We start from the raw sequence: 18787 nt of genomic DNA on the forward strand, positions 1-18787 counted from the left end.
GCCATGACCAGTCTGAAAGACCACGAACCAATCACGCAACCGTACCATCTGGTCGACCAGACCGACCTGCCCCGGGTCGGTTTTCGTGGCAGCCACAGTGCCGAGTACCTCACCGCGCGCGGCTTCACCCTGCCGGACGCCCCCAACCGCGCCACCGCCCAGGCCGACGGCAGCTGGGTGGCGCGCCTGTCACAGACCGAATATGTGTTGCTGGGCAGCCCCCAGGATCAGGGTCAGCGGATTGCCGATGAAGAGGCGCGCTGGGAACTCGACCACCAGGCCAACTACCTGCTGCCCCGCCAGGACAGCCACGCCTGCCTGGTGCTCAGCGGAGGTGCGATTGCCCAGGTGATGGCCAAGCTCTGCGGGGTCGACCTCAGCTTCCCGGCCTTCAAGCCAGGGGCGGTGGCGCAGACATCGGCGGCGCGGATCAATGTGATCGTGATCCATACGGGAAGTGTGGAGGCACCGGCCTTTCATATCCTGTGGGATCGCGCCTCGAAGCAATACTTCAACGACGCGCTGCTGGATGCTCTGGAGGAGTTCGAGGTCAGTCCGTATAGCCCAACCTCATTGCCTTGACCTTCTGGGGGCGTTGACGTGTCACCAGGCAGTCATGCGACAGACACGTCACCCCTATCACTATTGGGCAACGCAGCACGTCACCTGAAACGCGCCGGGTCACGGCCCCACCCGGGCCCAGAACGCTTCGGCAGATTGACTGAGTGGCGCTGTTGGACGGGTCAGATGAATTTCCAGCGGTATATCCCAGCTTTCGTCGAGCGCTCTGACTAAGCGTCCATCCAGCATTTCCTGCTCCGTGAGGCTCTTGGGCAGCCAGGCCACGCCTTTGCTTTCCAGGGCCATGGACATCAGCACCGCAGCAAGGTGGCTGCTGAAAAGTGGCTTGAGGTGCAGGTAATCTTCTTTGCCTCGCAGCCTGTGGGCGACGATACGCCCCAGTCCAGACTCATGGGTGTAAGCCAGGTATGGCAATGCCGCAGGCGAGGTGCCGAAGTTGGCAGAAGCACTCGCCAGAGGAACAAGAACGTCTTCACCCACCTTTTTGCCGATGAACTGATCTGGGGCGAGCAAAGGTGGAACATCGGGATGGCGATGGCAGAGCAGAAACTGAACCTGGCCATGTATCAGCATCTGCTCACAAACAGCCATGCTATCGGAGTGCAGTTGCACAGCCTCGATGGGGGCACCGCTCTCCGAGCTTCGAAGCCACCTGGGAAAAAATGTAAACGACAGGGAATGCGTTGCCGCAAATTGAAGCGACCTGGCAGCCATCCCAGCAACCTCTTGAGCCTCGTTGCGCATTCTGTACAAGCGCCTGGCAGCCTCCTGGGCACTTGGCAAAATTTGCCTCCCGGCTTCAGTCAGCGTCGCGCCCTGAGGCGTTCGAACGAACAATTGCACCCCCATCCAGCTCTCCAGCGAGCGCACTCTGCGACTGAATGCCGGCTGCGTAACGTGCCGCGCCTCAGCTGCCCGAACGAAGCTGCCGTACTCCGCAAGCGCTGAAAAATCCTCAAGCCAAACGAGTTCCACGGGCCATGCCTCCTGTGCATAGGGTGCGGCATTAATAGCATTGGGCGGGTGACATCGCAAAGCCTAACGTGGGGCTACAAACAACAAGAGGACCCCGTCATGCGCATCGTAGACATTCGTGAAAAAACAGTTTCCATTGCCTCCCCAATCGCTAACGCCTACATCGATTTTTCGAAAATGACCTGCTCGGTTGTCGCTGTCATCACAGATGTGATTCGCGACGGAAAGCCTGTCATCGGCTACGGTTTCAATTCCAATGGCCGCTATGGCCAGGGCGCACTGATGCGTGATCGTTTCCTGACGCGTATTACGGAAGCTGATCCAGACACGCTCATCGACCATGCCAACAACAACCTGGATCCGTTCGCCATCTGGAAAACCTTGATGACCAACGAAAAGCCAGGCGGCCATGGTGAGCGCTCGGTTGCCGTTGGCACCCTCGACATGGCCGTATGGGATGCCGTCGCCAAGATTGAAGGCAAACCGCTGTATCGCCTGCTGGCCGACCGTTACCGTAACGGCGTGGCCGATGACAAGGTCTGGGTCTATGCGGCGGGCGGCTACTACTACCCTGGCAAAGACCAGACCAAGCTCAAGGCGGAAATGCAGAGCTATCTGGATCGTGGCTACGACGTCGTCAAGATGAAGATCGGTGCGGTGCCACTGGACGAAGATATCCGTCGCATCGAAGCAGTACTTGAAGTGGTTGGCGACGGTCGTCGGCTAGCCGTCGATGCCAACGGTCGTTTCGATCTGCAGACCGGTATTGCTTACGCGCAAGCCATCAAGAAGTACAACCTCTTCTGGTACGAAGAGGTCGGCGATCCACTGGATTACGCACTCCAGGCCGAGCTCGCCAATCACTATGAACTGCCCATGGCCACCGGGGAAAACCTGTTCTCCCACCAGGACGCCCGCAACCTGCTGCGCCACGGCGGCATGCGCCCTGATCGCGACTACCTCCAGTTCGACTGCGCGCTGTCCTACGGGCTTGTGGAGTACATGCGCACCCTCAAGGTGATGGAGGAAGTGGGTTGGTCTTCCCGCCGCGTAGTTCCGCATGGTGGTCACCAAATGTCCCTGAACATCGCAGCAGGTCTGCATCTTGGCGGTAACGAATCGTACCCCGACGTGTTCCAGCCTTTTGGCGGCTTCGCTGACGGCATCCGTGTCGAAAATGGCTACGTCGGCCTGCCGGATATTCCAGGTGTCGGCTTCGAAGCCAAGTCCGCTTTGTACGCCGTAATGCGTGAGTTGGGCGAAGACTGATCACCCTCGATCTGCGGTCTCTGTCAAAGAGGCCGCAACACCCGGTGTCCCCTCTCGACGCCAAGCCACAGCCCATCACAAAAATAAAATGAGGTGCTCCCGTGGAAATCTCCAAATCCCGCTGGTACAGCCAGCTGTATGTTCAAGTGCTGATCGGCATCGTGCTCGGTGCAGCAATCGGTTACTTCGTGCCTGATATCGGCGCCAAGCTCCAACCCTTTGCCGATGGCTTCATCAAACTGATCAAAATGCTGTTGGCGCCGATTATTTTCGGTACGGTCGTTGTCGGCATCGCCAAGATGGGCAGTATCAAGGAGGTCGGACGGATTGGCGTAAAAGCGCTGATCTACTTCGAGATTCTTTCCACCATCGCCCTGGTCGTCGGCCTTATCGTGGTCAACATCATCAAGCCTGGCGTCGGTATGAACATCAACGCCAGCACGCTGGATGGCGGTGCCATCAGCAAATACAGCCAAGTTGCCAGTGAGCAAGGTGGCGCCATTGAGTTCTTTCTCAATATCATCCCGCAAACCTTCATCGGCGCCTTCTCCAATGGCGTCATGCTCCAGGTCATCCTGCTTTCGGTCTTGATGGGTGTTGCCCTGGTTCAAATGGGCGAAACCAGCAAGCCGCTGATCAACACCCTTGATCTGTTCCTGCAAGGCCTGTTCAAGATCGTTGCAATGGTCATGCGCCTGGCGCCGCTTGGTGCCGGTGCCGGCATGGCGTTCACCATCGGCAAATACGGGATTGGTACCTTGCTGTCGCTCGGCCAGTTGCTGGTCGCGCTCTATCTCACGACCTTGATTTTCATCGTCGTCGTGCTGGGTGCGGTTGCTCGATGGTCGGGCATGCCGCTCATGCAGTTTCTGCGTTATTTCAAAGATGAAATTCTCATCACCCTTGGCACCTGCTCAACCGAAGCCGTGCTGCCGCGAATGATGGTGAAGCTTGAAAAGCTTGGCTGCAAAAAATCCGTCGTGGGCATGGTGTTGCCAACCGGGTACACCTTCAATGCGGACGGCACCTGCATCTATCTCACCATGGCCGCCATCTTTATCGCCCAGGCGACCAATACGCCGCTGACATTTGTGGATCAGATGATTCTGCTGGGCGTATTCCTGCTGACCTCAAAAGGCTCGGCTGGCGTGGCGGGTGCGGGATTCGTAACGCTGGCTGCCACGCTGACAACCATTCACTCCATCCCCCTGGTTGGCCTGGTTTTGCTCTTGGGCATTGACCGGTTCCTGAACGAAGCACGGGCGGTGACCAACTTGATCGGTAACGGCATTGGCACCATCGCCATTGCCAAGTGGGACAACTCGTTCGATGTCGAGGCCTGCGAACGTGAAATCGCCGCCATGAAAAACGAAAAGGCAGCAAGAAAGGCATTGCTGGCGCAAAAGTAATCCGCAAAGCGCACCGGTCATGCAGCTTCGAATACGGCATGACCGGTCGTGATGCAGCGGCAGTAATCTTGCGCTTTCGCTTGAAAGACGATCTTGATAGCCGCTCTACTCCCCTGCGATCACTCAGTGCTGGACGGTTTCTTCTTCAGGCTTTCGGGGCTGCCAGCGCATAACCCATCCATCACCAGGTCCATCAATCTGGCAAGACGTGAGCGCCATTCGCTCTGGGAATCTACTTGCCATATTCCGGCAGTGGCTAGAAAAAAGTCGTCGTGGGTAACCCCGCTACGAATCGTTCCGGCCTTTTCATTAGCCCTCAAAAGCAACTCGGCCGCTGCCTGGACTGGCGCGTATCCCGACTTCCCTGGGAACTCGTAAGTAGAGGCTGCTTGCCGTATCGCGGCCGCAAGTCCCGACTTTGTCATTGCATATTCAACGAGGCAGTCCATCCACTCTCGGAGGGCCTCCTTAGGGGGTTTTGTCGCGAGCAGTTGTTCCGCCAACGAGGCCACTTGCTGCCTATTTGTCGCAATACCTGCTGGTGACCCACGACTCCAAACGCGCGCTGGACATCATGGCCGCCCTGCTCGCCTGCAACGCCATCACCGTAATTGTGCTGCAATACCAGATCGGCCGGTTCCTCGATCGCGAGAAGCTGCGCTACTGGATTGCCGCGGGCACCAGCCTGTTCGTGCTTGGCCTGATCGGCTTCAGCCTGGCAGACGACATGGTGAGCTGGTGCGTGGCGATGTTCATTTTCACCCTCGGTGAAATGATCATTTACCCGGCCGAGTTCCTTTTCGTCGATACCCTGGCCCCGGAAGAGCTGCGCGGCAGCTACTACGGCGCTCAAAACCTGGCAGCGCTCGGCGGCGCCCTGAGCCCGGTGATCTGCGGATACCTGCTGATGCACACCCCGGCACCGACGATGTTCTATGCGTTGAGCGCGCTGACCGCGATGGGCGGCCTGCTGTGCTTCATGAGTGGTCGCAGGATGGGTATTGTGAAAAAGTAACGTGAAGTCCCCGACCGCCATCACCCGACGCGCATTTCGGAGCAAGGCCTGCCCCGCCGAAGCCTCACAGAGCGCCTCTTTTCAGAGACGCTTCGCTTTCGCCAGGTCCGCAATCAGAAAATCCCTGAAGGCACACACCGCTGCCGGTAGATTGCGGCCAGCCATGCTTTGCAGTTCGATGCGTCGTGCCTGCATGCCTTCGTCAAGGATCGGCACGCATTGCAGGACCCCGTCCGCCACCTGCTTTTGCAAGGTCATTTCGCTGGCCAGGCTGATAACGCCTTCTTCGCGGACGAAGCTGTAGAGCGCGGCAACGTAGTTAGTGGTCAACACCGGGTCGAACAGCAGCCCCTGTACACCGCAACAGATGTCGAATAGCTGCCGTATCGTGGTGTCGGCCTTGGGTAACGCAATGGGCCAGGGCTGCAGCTCGGCGAGGCTGACCGCTTCACGCCCGGCCAAGGGATGGGAATTGGCGACCACGGCAAAAATCGCCCCGCTCAGGACATGTTCGACCTTGATCTCCTTTTGCGGCGTCAGGCTGAAGGTCATCGCCAGATCGGCTTCGCCGGAACGCACCTTCTCGGTCGCTTCGGCAGGCGCACAGACCTCCAAGGTGAAATGAATACCCTGGTACTCACGCCGGAACGCGCTGATGCTCCTGGGCATGTATTCCAGTGCAAAGCCTTCCGAGCAGGCAACATGCACATGGCCCCGCTGCAAGCCATGCAGCTCGGTAATCTCCAGCACCACCTGCTCGGCCTCAAGCTGCGACTTGCGCGCATAAGCCGCCAGTCGCGCCCCCGCCTCGCTGAGCACCATGCCTCGAGCGCGACGCTCAAACAGGCTGGCATCCAGGGCCAACTCGAGCTTGGCAATCTGTCGGCTCACCGCTGACGCGGCGACATTCAAGCGCACGGAGGCATCGCTGATCGATCCGCATCGCGCGACTTCCAGAAAATAACGCAGTGCCGTGGACTGCACACCATACAGTTGCATCGGCGCCCCCATGGATTGCCTTTTCGGCAACGCAAGTATCGAAATATTATTCTTGTGGCATTGATAGCCTTTCCCTACATTCGTGTCCAGACCAAAAAAACATGACCTGACCTTCTCTTCCTCCTTTACGCATTTGCGATTCGCTGCCCTTTGATTCAACCACTCTCGCCAACGGAGACGACGGCATGGGCATCAAAGGTTTCGCCTGCAGTTTTGCGCTGATGGGCCTCATCAGCAGTTTTCCGGCGCATGCCGGTAAAGCCAACGACACCCTGGTTTACGCTTCCGACAGCGAGCCTGAAAACATCAGCCCCTATCACAACGATCTACGCGAAGGGGTGATTCTCGGCCGGCTGATCTGGGACAACCTGATCTACCGCGACCCCACCAGCGGCGAATACAAACCCATGTTGGCCACCCGCTGGACACAGGTCGACGACACCACTCTCGACTTTGAGCTGCGCAAAGGCGTCAAATTTCACAACGGCGACGCCTTCACCGCCGACGACGTGGTGTTCACCCTCAACTACGTGGTGTCGCCCGAAGCGAAAGTCGTTACCGTGCAAAACGTCGACTGGATCAAAAGCGCTGAAAAAACCGGTGACTACAGCGTCCGCCTGCATTTGAAAAAAGCTTTTCCCGCGGCACTGGAATACCTGTCCAACGCCGTACCGATGTTCCCCAAAACGTATTTCGAGAAAGTCGGCCTGGCTGAATTCAGTCGTAAACCGATTGGCACCGGTCCCTATAAAGCTGTGTCAGTAGTGGCGGGCGAAGGCGTGACCATGGCGCTCAATAAGGACTACTTCAAGGACAGCCCACAAGGCCAACCGCATATCGGCCACCTCAAGTTCCGAGTGATCCCTGATGCGGAAACCCGTCTGGCCGAGCTGATGACCGGCGGTGTTGACTGGACCTGGCGCGTCGCACCAGACCAGGCAGTCAACCTCAAGAGCATGCCGAACCTGACCGTGACCAGCGGCGAAACCATGCGCATCGGTTTCCTGATCCTCGATGCTCGTGGCACCTCGACTGAAAACTCACCGATGAAAAACCTTAAGGTGCGTCAGGCCATCAACCATGCCATCAACCGCGATGCACTGGCCTCACAACTGGTGGGCGGCGAAGCCAAACCCTTGCAAGTCGCCTGCTATCCGGGGCAGTTCGGTTGCGACACCACGGCAGCCACGGTCTACAACTATGACCCAGCCAAGGCCAAGGCGCTGCTCGCTGAAGCCGGTTATCCGAATGGCTTTGAGACAGAAATCTTCGCTTACCGCGACCGTGATTACGTCGAAGCGATCATCGGCAACCTGCGTGCCGTGGGTATCAATGCCAAGCTGCGCTACTTGAAGTACGCCGCCCTGCGCGACCAACAACGTGGCGGCAAAGTGCCGATATCGTTCCAGGCCTGGGGTTCGTTCTCGATTCTCGACACATCGGCGTCCGCTGGGACCTGGTTCAAAGGCAACCCGGACGACAACATCAAGGATCCGCAGGTCCAGGGCTGGTTGCAGACCGCCGACAACGCCCTCGACCCGCAAGTGCGCAAGGACAACTACCGAAAGGCGTTGCAGCGCATCAGCGAGCAGGCCTATTGGGCGCCGCTGTTCAATTACTCGATGAACTACGCCTATACCTCCGACCTGGCGTTCACGCCCTACCCGGATGAGCTACCGCGTTTCGTTCTGTCCAGCTGGAAGTAATCCGCCACCGAGCGGATTGATCGAGAGGTCCCGTGGCTGCGGACTGACCCGCACCACGGACACGTCCTCACACCTGTCATCCATTGGATATGAGGAAACTTGCCATGCTTGGATTCCTTCTGCGCCGTCTGGGCATCGCCATTTGCGTTGCCATTACCGTGTCGGTGATCAGCTTTTCTCTTTTGCACCTGTCCGGCGACCTGGCCACGGCCATTGGCGGACCGGAAGCCACCAGCGAGCAGATCGAACAGATCCGCGTGCAGTACGGTTTGAACAAACCGCTACCGACCCAGTACTTCAACTGGCTGGGCGATTTGTTGCGGCTGGACCTGGGCAACTCGTTTTTCTTTCAGGAGTCGGTCTACAACCTCGTCGCCAGCCGCTTGCCGATCACCCTCGGGTTAGGCGCCATGGCGCTGGCTATCGCCTTGCTGGTGGCGATTCCACTGGGTGTGCTGGCCGCGGTCAAACGCGACACCTGGGTTGACCGACTGGCCTTGAGCATTGCCGTACTGGGTCAGGCAATGCCAAGTTTCTGGTTTGCGCTGATGCTGATCGTGGTGTTCGCGGTGACGCTCAAGTGGCTGCCGGTGTCCGGCAACTCGACCCTGCTGCACTTCGTCATGCCGGCCATTGCCCTGGGCTACTACGCGACTCCGGCAATCATGCGCCTGACCCGTGCCGGCATGCTCGATGTGCTCAGTTCCGATTACATCCGCACCGCCCGCGCCAAGGGCCTGCGCCCTGCCCGCGTGTTGTTCAAGCATGCACTGCGCAACGCCTTGATTCCGGTCGTCGCCCTGGCGGCGGTGGAGTTTGGCTTCATGCTCGGCGGTTCGGTGGTGATCGAAACCGTGTTCTCCCTGCAAGGTATCGGACAACTCGCCTGGGACGCCATCGCCCGTGATGACTTTCCGGTGGTACAGGCCGTGGTCCTGCTCATCGCAGTGATCTACATCATCCTCACCTTGCTGGCCGATGTGCTCAACGCACTGCTCGACCCACGCATTCGCGTGCGCTAGGAGGCTTACATGAGCACCCCCACTACCCTCGCGATCAATGACTACCTGCCACCCCCCAGCAGCCTGAGCCGAGTCCTTGGCAAGAGCTTTCGTCATCGTGGTTTCGCCATCGGCACGGTGTTGTTGCTGATCATCTTCACGGGGGCACTCTTCGCGCCGTGGCTGGCACCTTATGACCCTTATGCACAAGACGTGATGCTGCGTATGAAGCCGCCGGTATGGATGGCCAACGGCACCTGGGAATACGTGCTGGGAACCGACAAGCTGGGCCGTGACTACCTGTCACGACTGCTCTACGGCGCACGTATTTCATTGTTCATCGGCATTGCGGCGGCGCTTATTTCCGGCTTTATCGGCACCGTCATGGGGCTGTTGGCGGGTTACTACGGCGGCAAGGTCGATGCGTTCATCAGCTACCTGATCACCACCCGGCTGGCGATGCCGGTGGTGATGGTCGCACTGGCCTCGGCCTCGCTGATGGGCGGCTCGCTGAAAGTGGTGATTGTGCTGCTCGGCTGCCTGCTCTGGGATCGCTTCGCCGTGGTGGTCAGGGCTTCGGTGCAACAGATTCGCGATGCTGAATATGTGGCCTCGGCCCAGGCGCTGGGCTGCTCGACCCTGCGCATTCTGCTCAGCGAAATCCTGCCCAACCTGGTCGGCGCGCTGATCGTCGTCGCAACGCTGGAAATGGCCCACGCGATCCTGCTGGAGTCGGCACTGTCGTTCCTCGGGGTAGGTGTGCAGCCGCCAACGCCGTCCTGGGGCTTGATGATCGCCGAAGGCAAACCCTACATGTTCTTTTCCCCGTGGGTCATCGCCATTCCCGGCGTTGCCCTGATGATCCTGGTGCTGGGCATCAACCTGGTCGGCGATGGCCTGCGCGATCTGATCCTGCCCGACGGCCGTAACTGATAGAAGGTACCTAACATGGCACTACTCCATGTAGAAAACCTGCGCGTGGATATCCCCATGGGCAACAGCCCGACGCCGGATGACACGCTGCATGCAGTGCGCGGTCTGAACTTTGAAGTCGAGCGCGGAGAAATGCTGTGCATCGTCGGCGAATCCGGCTGCGGTAAATCCTTGACGTCGCTGGCGCTGATGGACCTGTTGCCACGCAAGGCCAAACGCACGGCGTCCCGACTGACGCTGGACGGTATCGACATGATCGGCCAGAGCGAACGGCACATGTGCGACCTGCGCGGCAATCGCCTGGCCATGATCTTCCAGGAACCGATGACCTCTCTGAACCCGGCCTACAGCATTGGCGACCAACTCAGCGAAGTGCTCACCCGGCATCGCAAGGTGTCGCGCAAGGATGCCCTGGTTCGCGCCGGGCGGATGCTGGAGAAAGTCGGCATCAGCAATGCCACCGAGCGCTTGCGGCAGTATCCGCATCAACTGTCTGGCGGTTTGCGCCAGCGGGTGATCATTGCCATGGCGTTGATGTGCGAACCGGACCTGATCATCGCCGATGAGCCCACCACCGCATTGGACGTGACCATTCAAGCGCAGATCCTGCGCTTGATTCGCGACATTCAGAAAGAACTCGGCCTGGCGGTGATCTTCATCACTCACGACCTTGGGCTGGTGGCACGGATCGCCGATCGGGTCGCGGTGATGTATGCCGGGGAAATCGTCGAAACCGCCCCTGCCCTGCAACTGTTCGAGAACCCGCAGCATCCGTACACCCGTGGTCTGCTGGCCAGCATTCCAATCCCTGGCCAGACCAAACCGGGTGAGGCGCTGGGTTCGATTCCAGGCCTGGTGCCAAGCCTGGTAGGTGAACAGCAAGGTTGTGCGTTCCGCAATCGTTGCGCTCAGGCGATACCGACCTGCGCGCAGAACATCCCCGAAGTCGAACAGGACGGACACATGGCGCGCTGCCTGTTCGCCGCACCGGCCCCGGCACCGATTCGCCTTCAGGAGCGTGCACGGTCATGAAAAAAGACATCGCTTTGGAGCTGTGTGACATCCGTCGCGAGTTTCGGATCAACCAGGGGTTTTTCAAACCCGCCGCCACCCTGAAGGCCGTAGATGGCGTTTCCCTGCGCCTGATGCGGGGCGAGACCCTCGGTCTGGTAGGTGAGTCCGGTTGCGGAAAAAGTACCCTGGCCAAGCTATTGCTCGGTCTGCTGCCGCCTACCAGCGGCGATGTGCTGGTCAACGGCAAACATCTGGCGGCGACTGATCGCAAGGCAATGTCCCGGCACATTCAGCCGATATTCCAGGACCCGTATTCCTCGCTGAACCCACGCAAGACCCTGCGCGAAATCATTACCCTGCCGCTGATCGTGCATGACATCGGCAACCCCGCCGAGCGGCGCAAGAAGACCGAAGCGATGCTTGATGTGGTCGGCCTGCCCAAGCGGGTGATCGACAGCTACCCGAGCCAGCTGTCCGGCGGACAACGCCAGCGAGTCGCGATCGCACGGGCGCTGATCATGCGCCCCGATGTGTTGATCTGCGACGAGCCCACCTCAGCACTGGATGTGTCGGTGCAGGCGCAGATTCTCAACCTGCTGCAAGACCTCAAGCGCGAATTCGGCCTGACCTATCTGCTGATCAGCCACAACCTCGCGGTCATCGAACACCTCGCCGACCGGGTAGCGGTGATGTACCTGGGGCGCATCGTCGAAGAACGTACGCGCGAATCGTTGTTTGCTGAACCCGGCCACCCTTATACCCGCGCCTTGCTGGATTCGGTGCTCACCCCCGATCCGCACCTGGGCATTCCCGATATCGGCCTGCACGGCACCTTTCCCAATCCGATGTCACCGCCGTCCGGTTGCGCTTTCCACCCGCGTTGCCCGAGCTGCTTCGCACCGTGCAAAACGGCCTACCCGGCCAATGATTCCATTATCGGGGGCAACGTGCGTTGCCACCTTCACGACAATCCTGCCCAAACACTGGAGCTTGTCCACTCATGAGTCGTTCATTGGCCATCAGCAACACCACAGAGCAATTCGACAACGGCGCCTTTTTCAATCTGCTCGAACGTAGCGTCGCCTTGCCCACCGAAAGCCAGGCAACGGACAGCCAGCCCGAGTTGTATCGCTACCTCAATGACTTCATCACCCCGCATGTCAAGGCCATGGGCTTCAGCGTCAAGATCTATGACAACCCGGTGGCGGATCGCGGCCCCTTCATGATCGCCACACGCATTGAGCATCCAGAACTGCCGACCGTACTGAGCTACGGCCACGGTGATGTGGTGCGCGGCTATGAAGCGCAATGGCGTGAAGGCCTGTCACCGTGGCAAGTCACCGTCGAAGGCGATCGCTGGTACGGCCGCGGCACGGCGGATAACAAAGGCCAGCACCTGATCAACCTGACCGCGCTGGAACAAACGCTCAAGGCTCGCGACGGCAAGCTGGGTTTTAACGTCAAACTGCTGCTGGAAATGGGCGAAGAAGAAGGCTCGCCGGGCTTGAATGCGTTCTGTGCCGCCCACAGCGAAGAGCTCGCGGCGGATGTTTTCATCGCCTCGGACGGCCCACGCCTGGCGGCATCCCGACCGACGATTTTTCTCGGCTCACGCGGGGTGTTCAACTTCGAGCTGGTGGTCAATTTGCGCGAAGGCGCCCATCACTCTGGCAACTGGGGCGGCTTGCTGGCCAACCCTGGCATCATTCTGGCCAATGCCATCGCAAGCATGATCGATGAACAGGGCCGGGTGAAGGTGGCAGGCCTGCAGCCCGAGACACTGCCGGAGCCGGTTCGCCAGGCACTGGCCGACATTGACGTGGGTGGCGGACCGGGCGATCCGGACATCGACGCCAACTGGGGTAACCCGCAGCTCTCGCTGAGCGAAAAAGTATTCGGCTGGAACACCCTCGACGTCATCGCCTTCAAGACCGGAAACCCGGATGCCCCCGTGCATGCGATCCCTGGTAAAGCCAATGCCCACTGCCATATCCGCTTCGTGGTGAACAGCGACTACACGACCTTTATCCCGGCTGTTCGTGCCCACCTGGATGCCCATGGCTTCAGCAATGTCGAGGTCAAGCAAAGCCGCATCGATGTGATGCATGCCACTCGGCTGGACCCGCAAAGCCCGTGGGTCAATTGGGCCCTCAGCTCCTTGACACAGACCACCGGCAAAAAACCTGCGCTGCTGCCAAACCTCGGGGGCTCGCTGCCCAACGACGTGTTTGCGGACGTGCTCGGCCTGCCAACATTGTGGGTGCCGCACTCGTACCCGGCCTGCTCGCAACATGCGCCGAACGAGCACCTGCTGGCACCGGTGGTCAAGGAAAGCCTGCAAATCATGGCTGGTCTGTTCTGGGACCTGGGCAACGACGCGGCACGCCTGACTCAGGAACATCAGTTGCGGGAGCAGGCGCAATGAGCGACTCGCCACAACAGGCGCTGGACTGGCTTGCCGGCCAGCGCCACGCCATGGAAGCGCTGCTGCAGCGTATCGTCGACACCGACTCCAACAGCTATGACAAGGCGGGCGTCGACGCGGTGGGCGCACTGCTCGCGGCTGAACTGGAAGCCGACGGCATCCTGCTCAAGCGCATGCCGGTCGATGATTTTGGCGACGTGATGCTCGCCGAAGTACCAGGCGCCTCTGGAAAGCCGGTGCTGCTGCTGGGCCATCGCGACACGGTGTTCCCCAAAGGCACCACCTCGACTCGCGGCTACAGCCGCGACGCCAACCTCGCCTATGGCCCCGGCGTCGCCGACATGAAAGGCGGCCTGGTGCTCAATTGCTTCGCGCTCAAGGCTCTCAAGCGCGCCGGTGAGTTGCCCTATCCGGTGCAAGTCCTGTACACCGGAGACGAAGAAATCGGCTCCGGCAGCGCCAGAACCCATATCGAAAAAGCCGCCCGTGGCGCGCGTGCCGTGCTCAATACCGAACCCGGCCGGGCCAGCGGCAACGTGGTCAGCGCACGCAAAGGTGGTGCCACGCTGATCATCGAAGTCAGCGGCCGCGCGGCGCATGCCGGGGTCAACCATGCCGACGGCGCCAGTGCCATCGAAGCCCTGGCACGCAAGATCGTCAAGCTCCATGCCTTGACCGATTACGCGGCAGGCATCACGACCAATGTTGGCCTGATAGCCGGTGGCACCTCCAGCAACACCGTCGCGCCTAGCGCCTCTGCCCGACTGGACGTGCGCTTCATCGAACTTGAGCACTGGGATCAGATTTTTACCGCGATCCTGGGCATCGTCGCGGAAGAAGAGCTGATCGGCACCCGCGCCATCCTCAAGGAAGCGACTACTTTCCTGCCGATGGAAGCCCGTCACAGCGAACGGCTGCTGCGGATCTACCAACAAAAGGCCTTGGCGCTGGGTTTCAGTGTGGAGGGCGAGTTCACCGGTGGTTGTGCTGACTCTGGATTCACTGCCAGCCTGGGCATTCCAACCCTGTGTGGGCTGGGGCCGGTGGGTGGCAAGGTTCATACCGAGCGTGAGTACCTGGAACTGGATACGCTGGTGCCTCGGGCTCTGGCGTTGGTGGCGACTATTCTGGCTGTTGGCTAGGGTAGTTGAGGCTTTTTTTGGGGGGAATCTATTCGCGTTTTTCTGGACGGGGGGTGTGTATATCCGTTTTTTTGGTAACGGCGGCTGGCGGTTCCGCTCTTACAGCGGCTCACTTTTGAAGAGCGCAAAAGTAAGCAAAACGCTTTTGCCCCACCACTTGGTGCCTCGCCTAGGCTCGGCATGCCCTCACTCCGGCATTGCTCCGTGGGCCCGCCGCGAAGGGCCATCCATGGCCCAGCGCGGCTATCCCGGCATCCATGCCGGGATGCCCACTGCGCAATGCCTGCGTTCGGCCAGCGTGGTTTAACGGGGCACCCAGATCAAGATCTAAAGCAAGAGCAAGAGCAAGAGCAAGAGCGGGGTACATTTCGGCACGGATGTGGCTGAACCACCGCTATCGCGAGCAGGCTCGCTCCCACACTGGATCTTCAGCAGACACAAAACTCATGCACACCGCAAAACCTGTGGGAGCAAGCTTGCTCGCGAAGAGGCCAGCAAACCCAACATCCATGTGACTGAACCACCGCTATCGCGAGCAAGCTCGCTCCCACATTGGATCTTTGGCAGACACAAAATCCATGTGCACCGCAAAACCTGTGGGAGCTTGCTCGCGAAGAGGCCAGCAAACCCAACATCCATGTGACTGAACCACCGCTATCGCGAGCAGGCTCGCTCCCACAATGGGCCTGCGGTGAACACAAGACTCATGGACACCCAGAATCACCTGTGGGAGCGAGCTTGCTCGCGATGAGGCCAGCACATCCAACATCACCGCAAACTGACACACCGCCTTCGCGAGCAAGCCCCACAGGAGAAACACGGTCCCATCAAGAACCAGGTCGGCTACTAGGCCGCCTCGCAGTGGACGTTGATCTCGGCGCCCCGTTAACCACGCTGGCTGAACGAAGGTATTGCGCAGTGGGCAACCCGGCATGGATGCCGGGTTAGCCGCGCTGGGCCATGGATGGCCCTTCGCGGCGGCCCACGGAGCAATGCCTTCGTTCAGGCATGCCGAGCCTAAGCGAGGCACCAAGTGGTGGGGCAAAAGCGCTTTGGTTACTTTCGACTGGGCCGGCTTCCGGGCTTTTCGAAAGTGACCCGCTGTAAAAGCGGAACCATAAGCGGCCGTTACCGCAGCAACGGATATACACCCCCCTATTGAAATCAAGCGTCCCAGGGGGCCACCGCGTCCACATCAATGGCGTACCGCTCAATGGCCTCAGCACACACACTGGCATCGAGGCGCCCCATGTGCACCAGGGCAGTCAGCGCACTCAAGACAATCTGGTGGCGGTCCACTTCGAAGAACCTGCGCAACTGGTCGCGGGTATCGCTGCGGCCAAATCCGTCGGTGCCCAGTACGGTGTAGCGGGCATCGAGATAACTGGCGATCAACTGCGGCAAGGCGCGAACATAGTCAGTACAGGCAATGATCGGCGCCGAGTCGTTGAGCGCCCCCTGGACATGACTGCGGCGCGAAGGCTGTCCAGGATGCAGTCGGTTCCAGCGTTCCACTTCACGGGCATCACTTGCCAACTCGGTAAAGCTGGTAACGCTCCAGACCTGACTGTCGATGCCCCAATCGCTGGCCAGCAACTCGGCGGCGGCAATCACTTCGCGCAGGATGGCGCCGGAACCCAACAACTGGACACTTCCACGCGCACCCTCGACTTCATGCCGGGCGAACCGATACATACCCTTGATAATCGCCTGTTCAACGCCTTCAGGAAGGTTGGGCTGCGGGTAGTTCTCGTTCATCAAGGTGACGTAATAAAACTCGTCCACCTGGCGCTCCAGCATCTGGCGCATGCCGTGATCCAGGATCACCGCGAACTCGCCGGCAAATGCCGGATCGTAGGCACGGCAGTTGGGGACCATCGCCGCCATCAGATGACTGTTGCCGTCCTGGTGCTGCAGGCCTTCGCCACCCAATGTCGTGCGGCCGGCGGTGGCCCCAAGCAGAAAGCCGCGGGCCCGTTGATCCGCCGCCGCCCAGATCAGGTCGCCGATGCGCTGGAAGCCGAACATCGAGTAATAGATGTAGAACGGCAGCATCGGCAAGCCATGCACCGAATAGCTGGTCGCCGCTGCAACCCAGGAACTGATCGCCCCGGCCTCGCTGATGCCTTCTTCGAGAATCTGGCCGTCCAGCGCTTCTCGATAGCTCAGGATCGAACCGATGTCTTCCGGCTCATATCGCTGCCCCACGCTGGAATAAATACCGATCTGCTTGAACAGGCTGGCCATGCCGAACGTACGCGCTTCATCCGCCACGATCGGCACGATGCGTGGGCCCAGTTGTTTGTCCCGCAGCAGACCACTGAGCATTCGGACGAACGCCATGGTGGTGGACATTTCCTTGCCTTCGGCAGCAATGGCAAACGCGCCATAGCTGCTGACATCAGGCACCGCCAATGATTCGGCAGTCGAAGGACGCGATGGCATGTAGCCGCCCAATGCACGGCGACGCTCATGCAGATAGCGCATTTCAGCACTGTCTTCATCGGGTTTGAAGAAGCTCAACGAGGCGGCCTGTTCATCGGTCAACGGCAGGTTGAAGCGATTGCGGAACGCGATCAGCGCCTCCCTGTCGAGCTTCTTCTGCTGGTGCACGGTCATCTTGCCCTGCCCGGCATCGCCCATGCCGAAGCCCTTCTTGGTCTGCGCCAGTATCACGGTGGGTTTCTTGCCTTCGAGCAACGCGCGTTGATAGGCGGCGAAGATCTTCACCATGTCGTGACCGCCACGTTTCAGGCGGTCGATCTGTTCATCGGTCAGGCCTTGTGCCAACTGCGCCAATGCCTCGTTCTGGCCAAAGAAATGATCACGGTTAAAGCGCCCGTCTTTTGCCGCGAACGTCTGGAACTGGCCATCGACGGTGCTCGATAGCGCCTTGACCAGCGCGCCATCCGCATCGCGCGCAAACAAGCCGTCCCAGTCGGCGCCCCAAACCAGTTTGATGACGTTCCAGCCTGCACCACCAAACAACGCCTCCAGCTCGTCGATGATGCGACCATTGCCACGCACCGGCCCGTCCAGCCGTTGCAGGTTGCAATTGACCACCCAGACCAGATTATCCAACCCTTCCCGCGCGGCCAGCGTCAGTGCCGACATGCTTTCCGGCTCATCCATTTCCCCGTCGCCAAACACGCCCCAGACGGTTCGCCCGGAGGTGTCTTGCAGGCCTCGATGCTCCAGGTAGCGCATGAAGCGCGCCTGGTAGATCGAGCTGATCGGACCGATGCCCATGGAGCCTGTTGGAAACTGCCAGAAGTCCGGCATCAACCAGGGATGCGGGTAACTCGACAGACCTCGGGCACCCTTGGCGCGCGCGCCGATTTCTTGCCGATAATGCAGCAGATCCTTTTCTTCCAGGCGTCCCTCGAGGAACGCCCGGGCATAGACCCCTGGCGCCGAGTGCGGCTGATAGAACACCAGATCGCCACCGCTCCTTTCGGTTCGCGCTTTGAAAAAATGGTTGAAGCCCACTTCGAACAAATCCGCCGCGCTGGCATAACTGGCGATATGGCCGCCCAATTCGCCATAGGCGTAGTTCGCCCTGGCAACCATGGCCAACGCATTCCAGCGCATGATCGAGGCCAGCCGTTCTTCGATAGCCAGGTCCCCTGGAAACACCGGCTGGCACTCAACACTGATGGTATTGATGTAAGGCGTGCCATGGCTGGGCCGCCAATCGATGTCCGAGGCGCTTGCCACAGCCACCAGCATGTCGAGAATCTGTTTGGCCTGTGCCGTGCCGCTATGGGCGATAACCGACAGCAAGGCGTCCCGCCATTCAGCAACTTCTTGAGCATCTTCAGTGGTCTGGCCCGGCCATTGGGCATGAATATCGGACAGGTTCATGGGCATCTCCTGCAAATGTCGGGCAACGCTTCAAGGTGGCGCGAATAGCTCAATCGGGCGAGTTTTTTGACTTGCTCTACCGCGTCAATGACGGAGCGCTCGGCCCAGCTGTCTTGCCCTATCTGGTAGATGCACGGATTGCCAATGGAAAGATTGTTCAACAGATACTCTTCAAGTTCACCGCAAACGAGAAAGCTGTAATCACACCCCGCTACGTGTACTTCAACGCACCTGTCAGCCCCTGTATCCGAAGGTTCGACCTGTACCAGCGCGATATTGTCAAAACAGCTGAACCCATGATGCATCAGGTCAATATGATCACTGTCAATTGCGGACACTATGACAACGATGCGGGTACAGCTCGAAGGTTCACGCATCCACTTCGTGGTTTTAGAACGACAGTCGGCAGATCGGCTCATGAGTGCGGCCTTTCCATTGGGGTCATAAATTCAG

Annotated in this window: 14 protein-coding genes and 2 pseudogenes; 11 read left to right on the plus strand and 5 right to left on the minus strand. The window is 59.6% G+C overall.

The annotated features are described in order from the left end of the window. The first annotated feature begins 3 nt into the window (after positions 1-3). Positions 4-582: a sarcosine oxidase subunit gamma gene (locus Q7F16_RS28820; RefSeq protein ID WP_046062877.1), complete on the plus strand. Its 579-nt coding sequence runs from the start codon at positions 4-6 to the stop codon at positions 580-582. Positions 583-681: 99 nt separating this feature from the next. Here the strand turns inward: Q7F16_RS28820 and Q7F16_RS28825 are convergent, their stop codons facing one another. Beyond that, a complete protein-coding gene (locus Q7F16_RS28825; protein ID WP_003200555.1) occupies positions 682-1557 on the minus strand; it encodes a LysR family transcriptional regulator in 876 nt (291 codons plus the stop codon). Positions 1558-1656: 99 nt separating this feature from the next. Between Q7F16_RS28825 and Q7F16_RS28830 the strand changes: the two genes are divergently transcribed. Further along, positions 1657-2826, plus strand: coding sequence for a mandelate racemase/muconate lactonizing enzyme family protein (locus tag Q7F16_RS28830; RefSeq protein WP_409555322.1), 1170 nt, complete (start codon positions 1657-1659; stop codon positions 2824-2826). 101 nt (positions 2827-2927) lie between these two features. Then, positions 2928-4235 carry a C4-dicarboxylate transporter DctA gene (dctA, locus tag Q7F16_RS28835; protein ID WP_046062880.1) on the plus strand — a complete coding sequence of 436 codons (1308 nt, stop codon included), beginning with the start codon at positions 2928-2930 and terminating at the stop codon, positions 4233-4235. Positions 4236-4354: 119 nt separating this feature from the next. On the opposite strand, the pseudogene Q7F16_RS28840 reads toward dctA, so the two are convergent. Next, positions 4355-4753 (minus strand): annotated as a pseudogene (locus Q7F16_RS28840) (SbtR family transcriptional regulator); the annotation flags it as partial. A 2-nt stretch (positions 4754-4755) separates the two neighbouring features. On the opposite strand from Q7F16_RS28840, the pseudogene Q7F16_RS28845 reads away from it, so the two are divergent. Continuing rightward, a pseudogene (locus Q7F16_RS28845) lies at positions 4756-5250 on the plus strand (MFS transporter); the annotation flags it as partial. Between the two features lie 81 nt (positions 5251-5331). Here Q7F16_RS28845 and Q7F16_RS28850 read toward each other — a convergent pair. Further along, the gene (locus tag Q7F16_RS28850) at positions 5332-6249 is read right to left on the minus strand and encodes a LysR substrate-binding domain-containing protein (RefSeq protein WP_018605341.1); all 918 of its coding nucleotides are present in this window, start codon (positions 6247-6249) and stop codon (positions 5332-5334) included. Positions 6250-6434: 185 nt separating this feature from the next. On the opposite strand from Q7F16_RS28850, the gene Q7F16_RS28855 reads away from it, so the two are divergent. The 7 genes from Q7F16_RS28855 to Q7F16_RS28885 all read left to right on the plus strand — a co-directional run bounded on the left by Q7F16_RS28855 (position 6435) and on the right by Q7F16_RS28885 (position 14470). After that, complete coding sequence (locus tag Q7F16_RS28855) at positions 6435-7955, plus strand: ABC transporter substrate-binding protein (protein ID WP_409555321.1); 1521 nt, start codon at positions 6435-6437, stop codon at positions 7953-7955. A gap of 104 nt (positions 7956-8059) precedes the next feature. Next, positions 8060-8977 (plus strand): ABC transporter permease, encoded by a 918-nt coding sequence (locus Q7F16_RS28860; protein WP_409555320.1) that lies wholly within the window; start codon positions 8060-8062, stop codon positions 8975-8977. Between the two features lie 9 nt (positions 8978-8986). After that, on the plus strand, positions 8987-9889 hold the full coding sequence (locus Q7F16_RS28865; RefSeq protein ID WP_046062893.1) for an ABC transporter permease: 903 nt from the start codon (positions 8987-8989) through the stop codon (positions 9887-9889). Positions 9890-9904: 15 nt separating this feature from the next. Next, a complete protein-coding gene (locus Q7F16_RS28870; RefSeq protein ID WP_079301258.1) occupies positions 9905-10921 on the plus strand; it encodes an ABC transporter ATP-binding protein in 1017 nt (338 codons plus the stop codon). After that, entirely contained in the window at positions 10918-11907 is a 990-nt protein-coding gene (locus tag Q7F16_RS28875) for an ABC transporter ATP-binding protein (protein ID WP_046062895.1), read from the plus strand. Before Q7F16_RS28870 ends, Q7F16_RS28875 begins: the two co-directional genes overlap by 4 nt. Further along, positions 11904-13328 (plus strand): M20 family metallopeptidase, encoded by a 1425-nt coding sequence (locus tag Q7F16_RS28880; protein ID WP_053187323.1) that lies wholly within the window; start codon positions 11904-11906, stop codon positions 13326-13328. Before Q7F16_RS28875 ends, Q7F16_RS28880 begins: the two co-directional genes overlap by 4 nt. Further along, on the plus strand, positions 13325-14470 hold the full coding sequence (locus Q7F16_RS28885) for a M20 family metallopeptidase (RefSeq protein WP_409555319.1): 1146 nt from the start codon (positions 13325-13327) through the stop codon (positions 14468-14470). The genes Q7F16_RS28880 and Q7F16_RS28885 overlap by 4 nt, the downstream gene beginning before the upstream one ends. Positions 14471-15634: 1164 nt before the next feature. Here the strand turns inward: Q7F16_RS28885 and mdeB are convergent. After that, positions 15635-18334 (minus strand): alpha-ketoglutarate dehydrogenase, encoded by a 2700-nt coding sequence (mdeB, locus tag Q7F16_RS28890; protein ID WP_409555318.1) that lies wholly within the window; start codon positions 18332-18334, stop codon positions 15635-15637. Continuing rightward, complete coding sequence (locus Q7F16_RS28895) at positions 18331-18753, minus strand: hypothetical protein (protein WP_053178896.1); 423 nt, start codon at positions 18751-18753, stop codon at positions 18331-18333. Before Q7F16_RS28895 ends, mdeB begins: the two co-directional genes overlap by 4 nt. Positions 18754-18787: the final 34 nt, after the last annotated feature.

Source organism: Pseudomonas sp. Lb2C2 (genome assembly GCF_052112205.1).
In the GTDB taxonomy this organism is placed as follows: Bacteria; Pseudomonadota; Gammaproteobacteria; order Pseudomonadales; family Pseudomonadaceae; genus Aquipseudomonas; species Aquipseudomonas kilonensis.

What these genes read in the sequence shown, in the direction of transcription:
- Q7F16_RS28820 (WP_046062877.1), top strand. Translation starts at nt 4, where the DNA reads ATGACCAGTCTGAAAGACCACGAACCAATCACGCAACCGTACCATCTG.
- Q7F16_RS28830 (WP_409555322.1), top strand. Translation starts at nt 1,657, where the DNA reads ATGCGCATCGTAGACATTCGTGAAAAAACAGTTTCCATTGCCTCCCCA.
- Q7F16_RS28850 (WP_018605341.1), bottom strand. Translation starts at nt 6,249, where the DNA reads ATGCAACTGTATGGTGTGCAGTCCACGGCACTGCGTTATTTTCTGGAA.
- Q7F16_RS28855 (WP_409555321.1), top strand. Translation starts at nt 6,435, where the DNA reads ATGGGCATCAAAGGTTTCGCCTGCAGTTTTGCGCTGATGGGCCTCATC.
- Q7F16_RS28860 (WP_409555320.1), top strand. Translation starts at nt 8,060, where the DNA reads ATGCTTGGATTCCTTCTGCGCCGTCTGGGCATCGCCATTTGCGTTGCC.
- Q7F16_RS28865 (WP_046062893.1), top strand. Translation starts at nt 8,987, where the DNA reads ATGAGCACCCCCACTACCCTCGCGATCAATGACTACCTGCCACCCCCC.
- Q7F16_RS28870 (WP_079301258.1), top strand. Translation starts at nt 9,905, where the DNA reads ATGGCACTACTCCATGTAGAAAACCTGCGCGTGGATATCCCCATGGGC.
- Q7F16_RS28875 (WP_046062895.1), top strand. Translation starts at nt 10,918, where the DNA reads ATGAAAAAAGACATCGCTTTGGAGCTGTGTGACATCCGTCGCGAGTTT.
- Q7F16_RS28880 (WP_053187323.1), top strand. Translation starts at nt 11,904, where the DNA reads ATGAGTCGTTCATTGGCCATCAGCAACACCACAGAGCAATTCGACAAC.
- Q7F16_RS28885 (WP_409555319.1), top strand. Translation starts at nt 13,325, where the DNA reads ATGAGCGACTCGCCACAACAGGCGCTGGACTGGCTTGCCGGCCAGCGC.
- mdeB (WP_409555318.1), bottom strand. Translation starts at nt 18,334, where the DNA reads ATGAACCTGTCCGATATTCATGCCCAATGGCCGGGCCAGACCACTGAA.
- Q7F16_RS28895 (WP_053178896.1), bottom strand. Translation starts at nt 18,753, where the DNA reads ATGAGCCGATCTGCCGACTGTCGTTCTAAAACCACGAAGTGGATGCGT.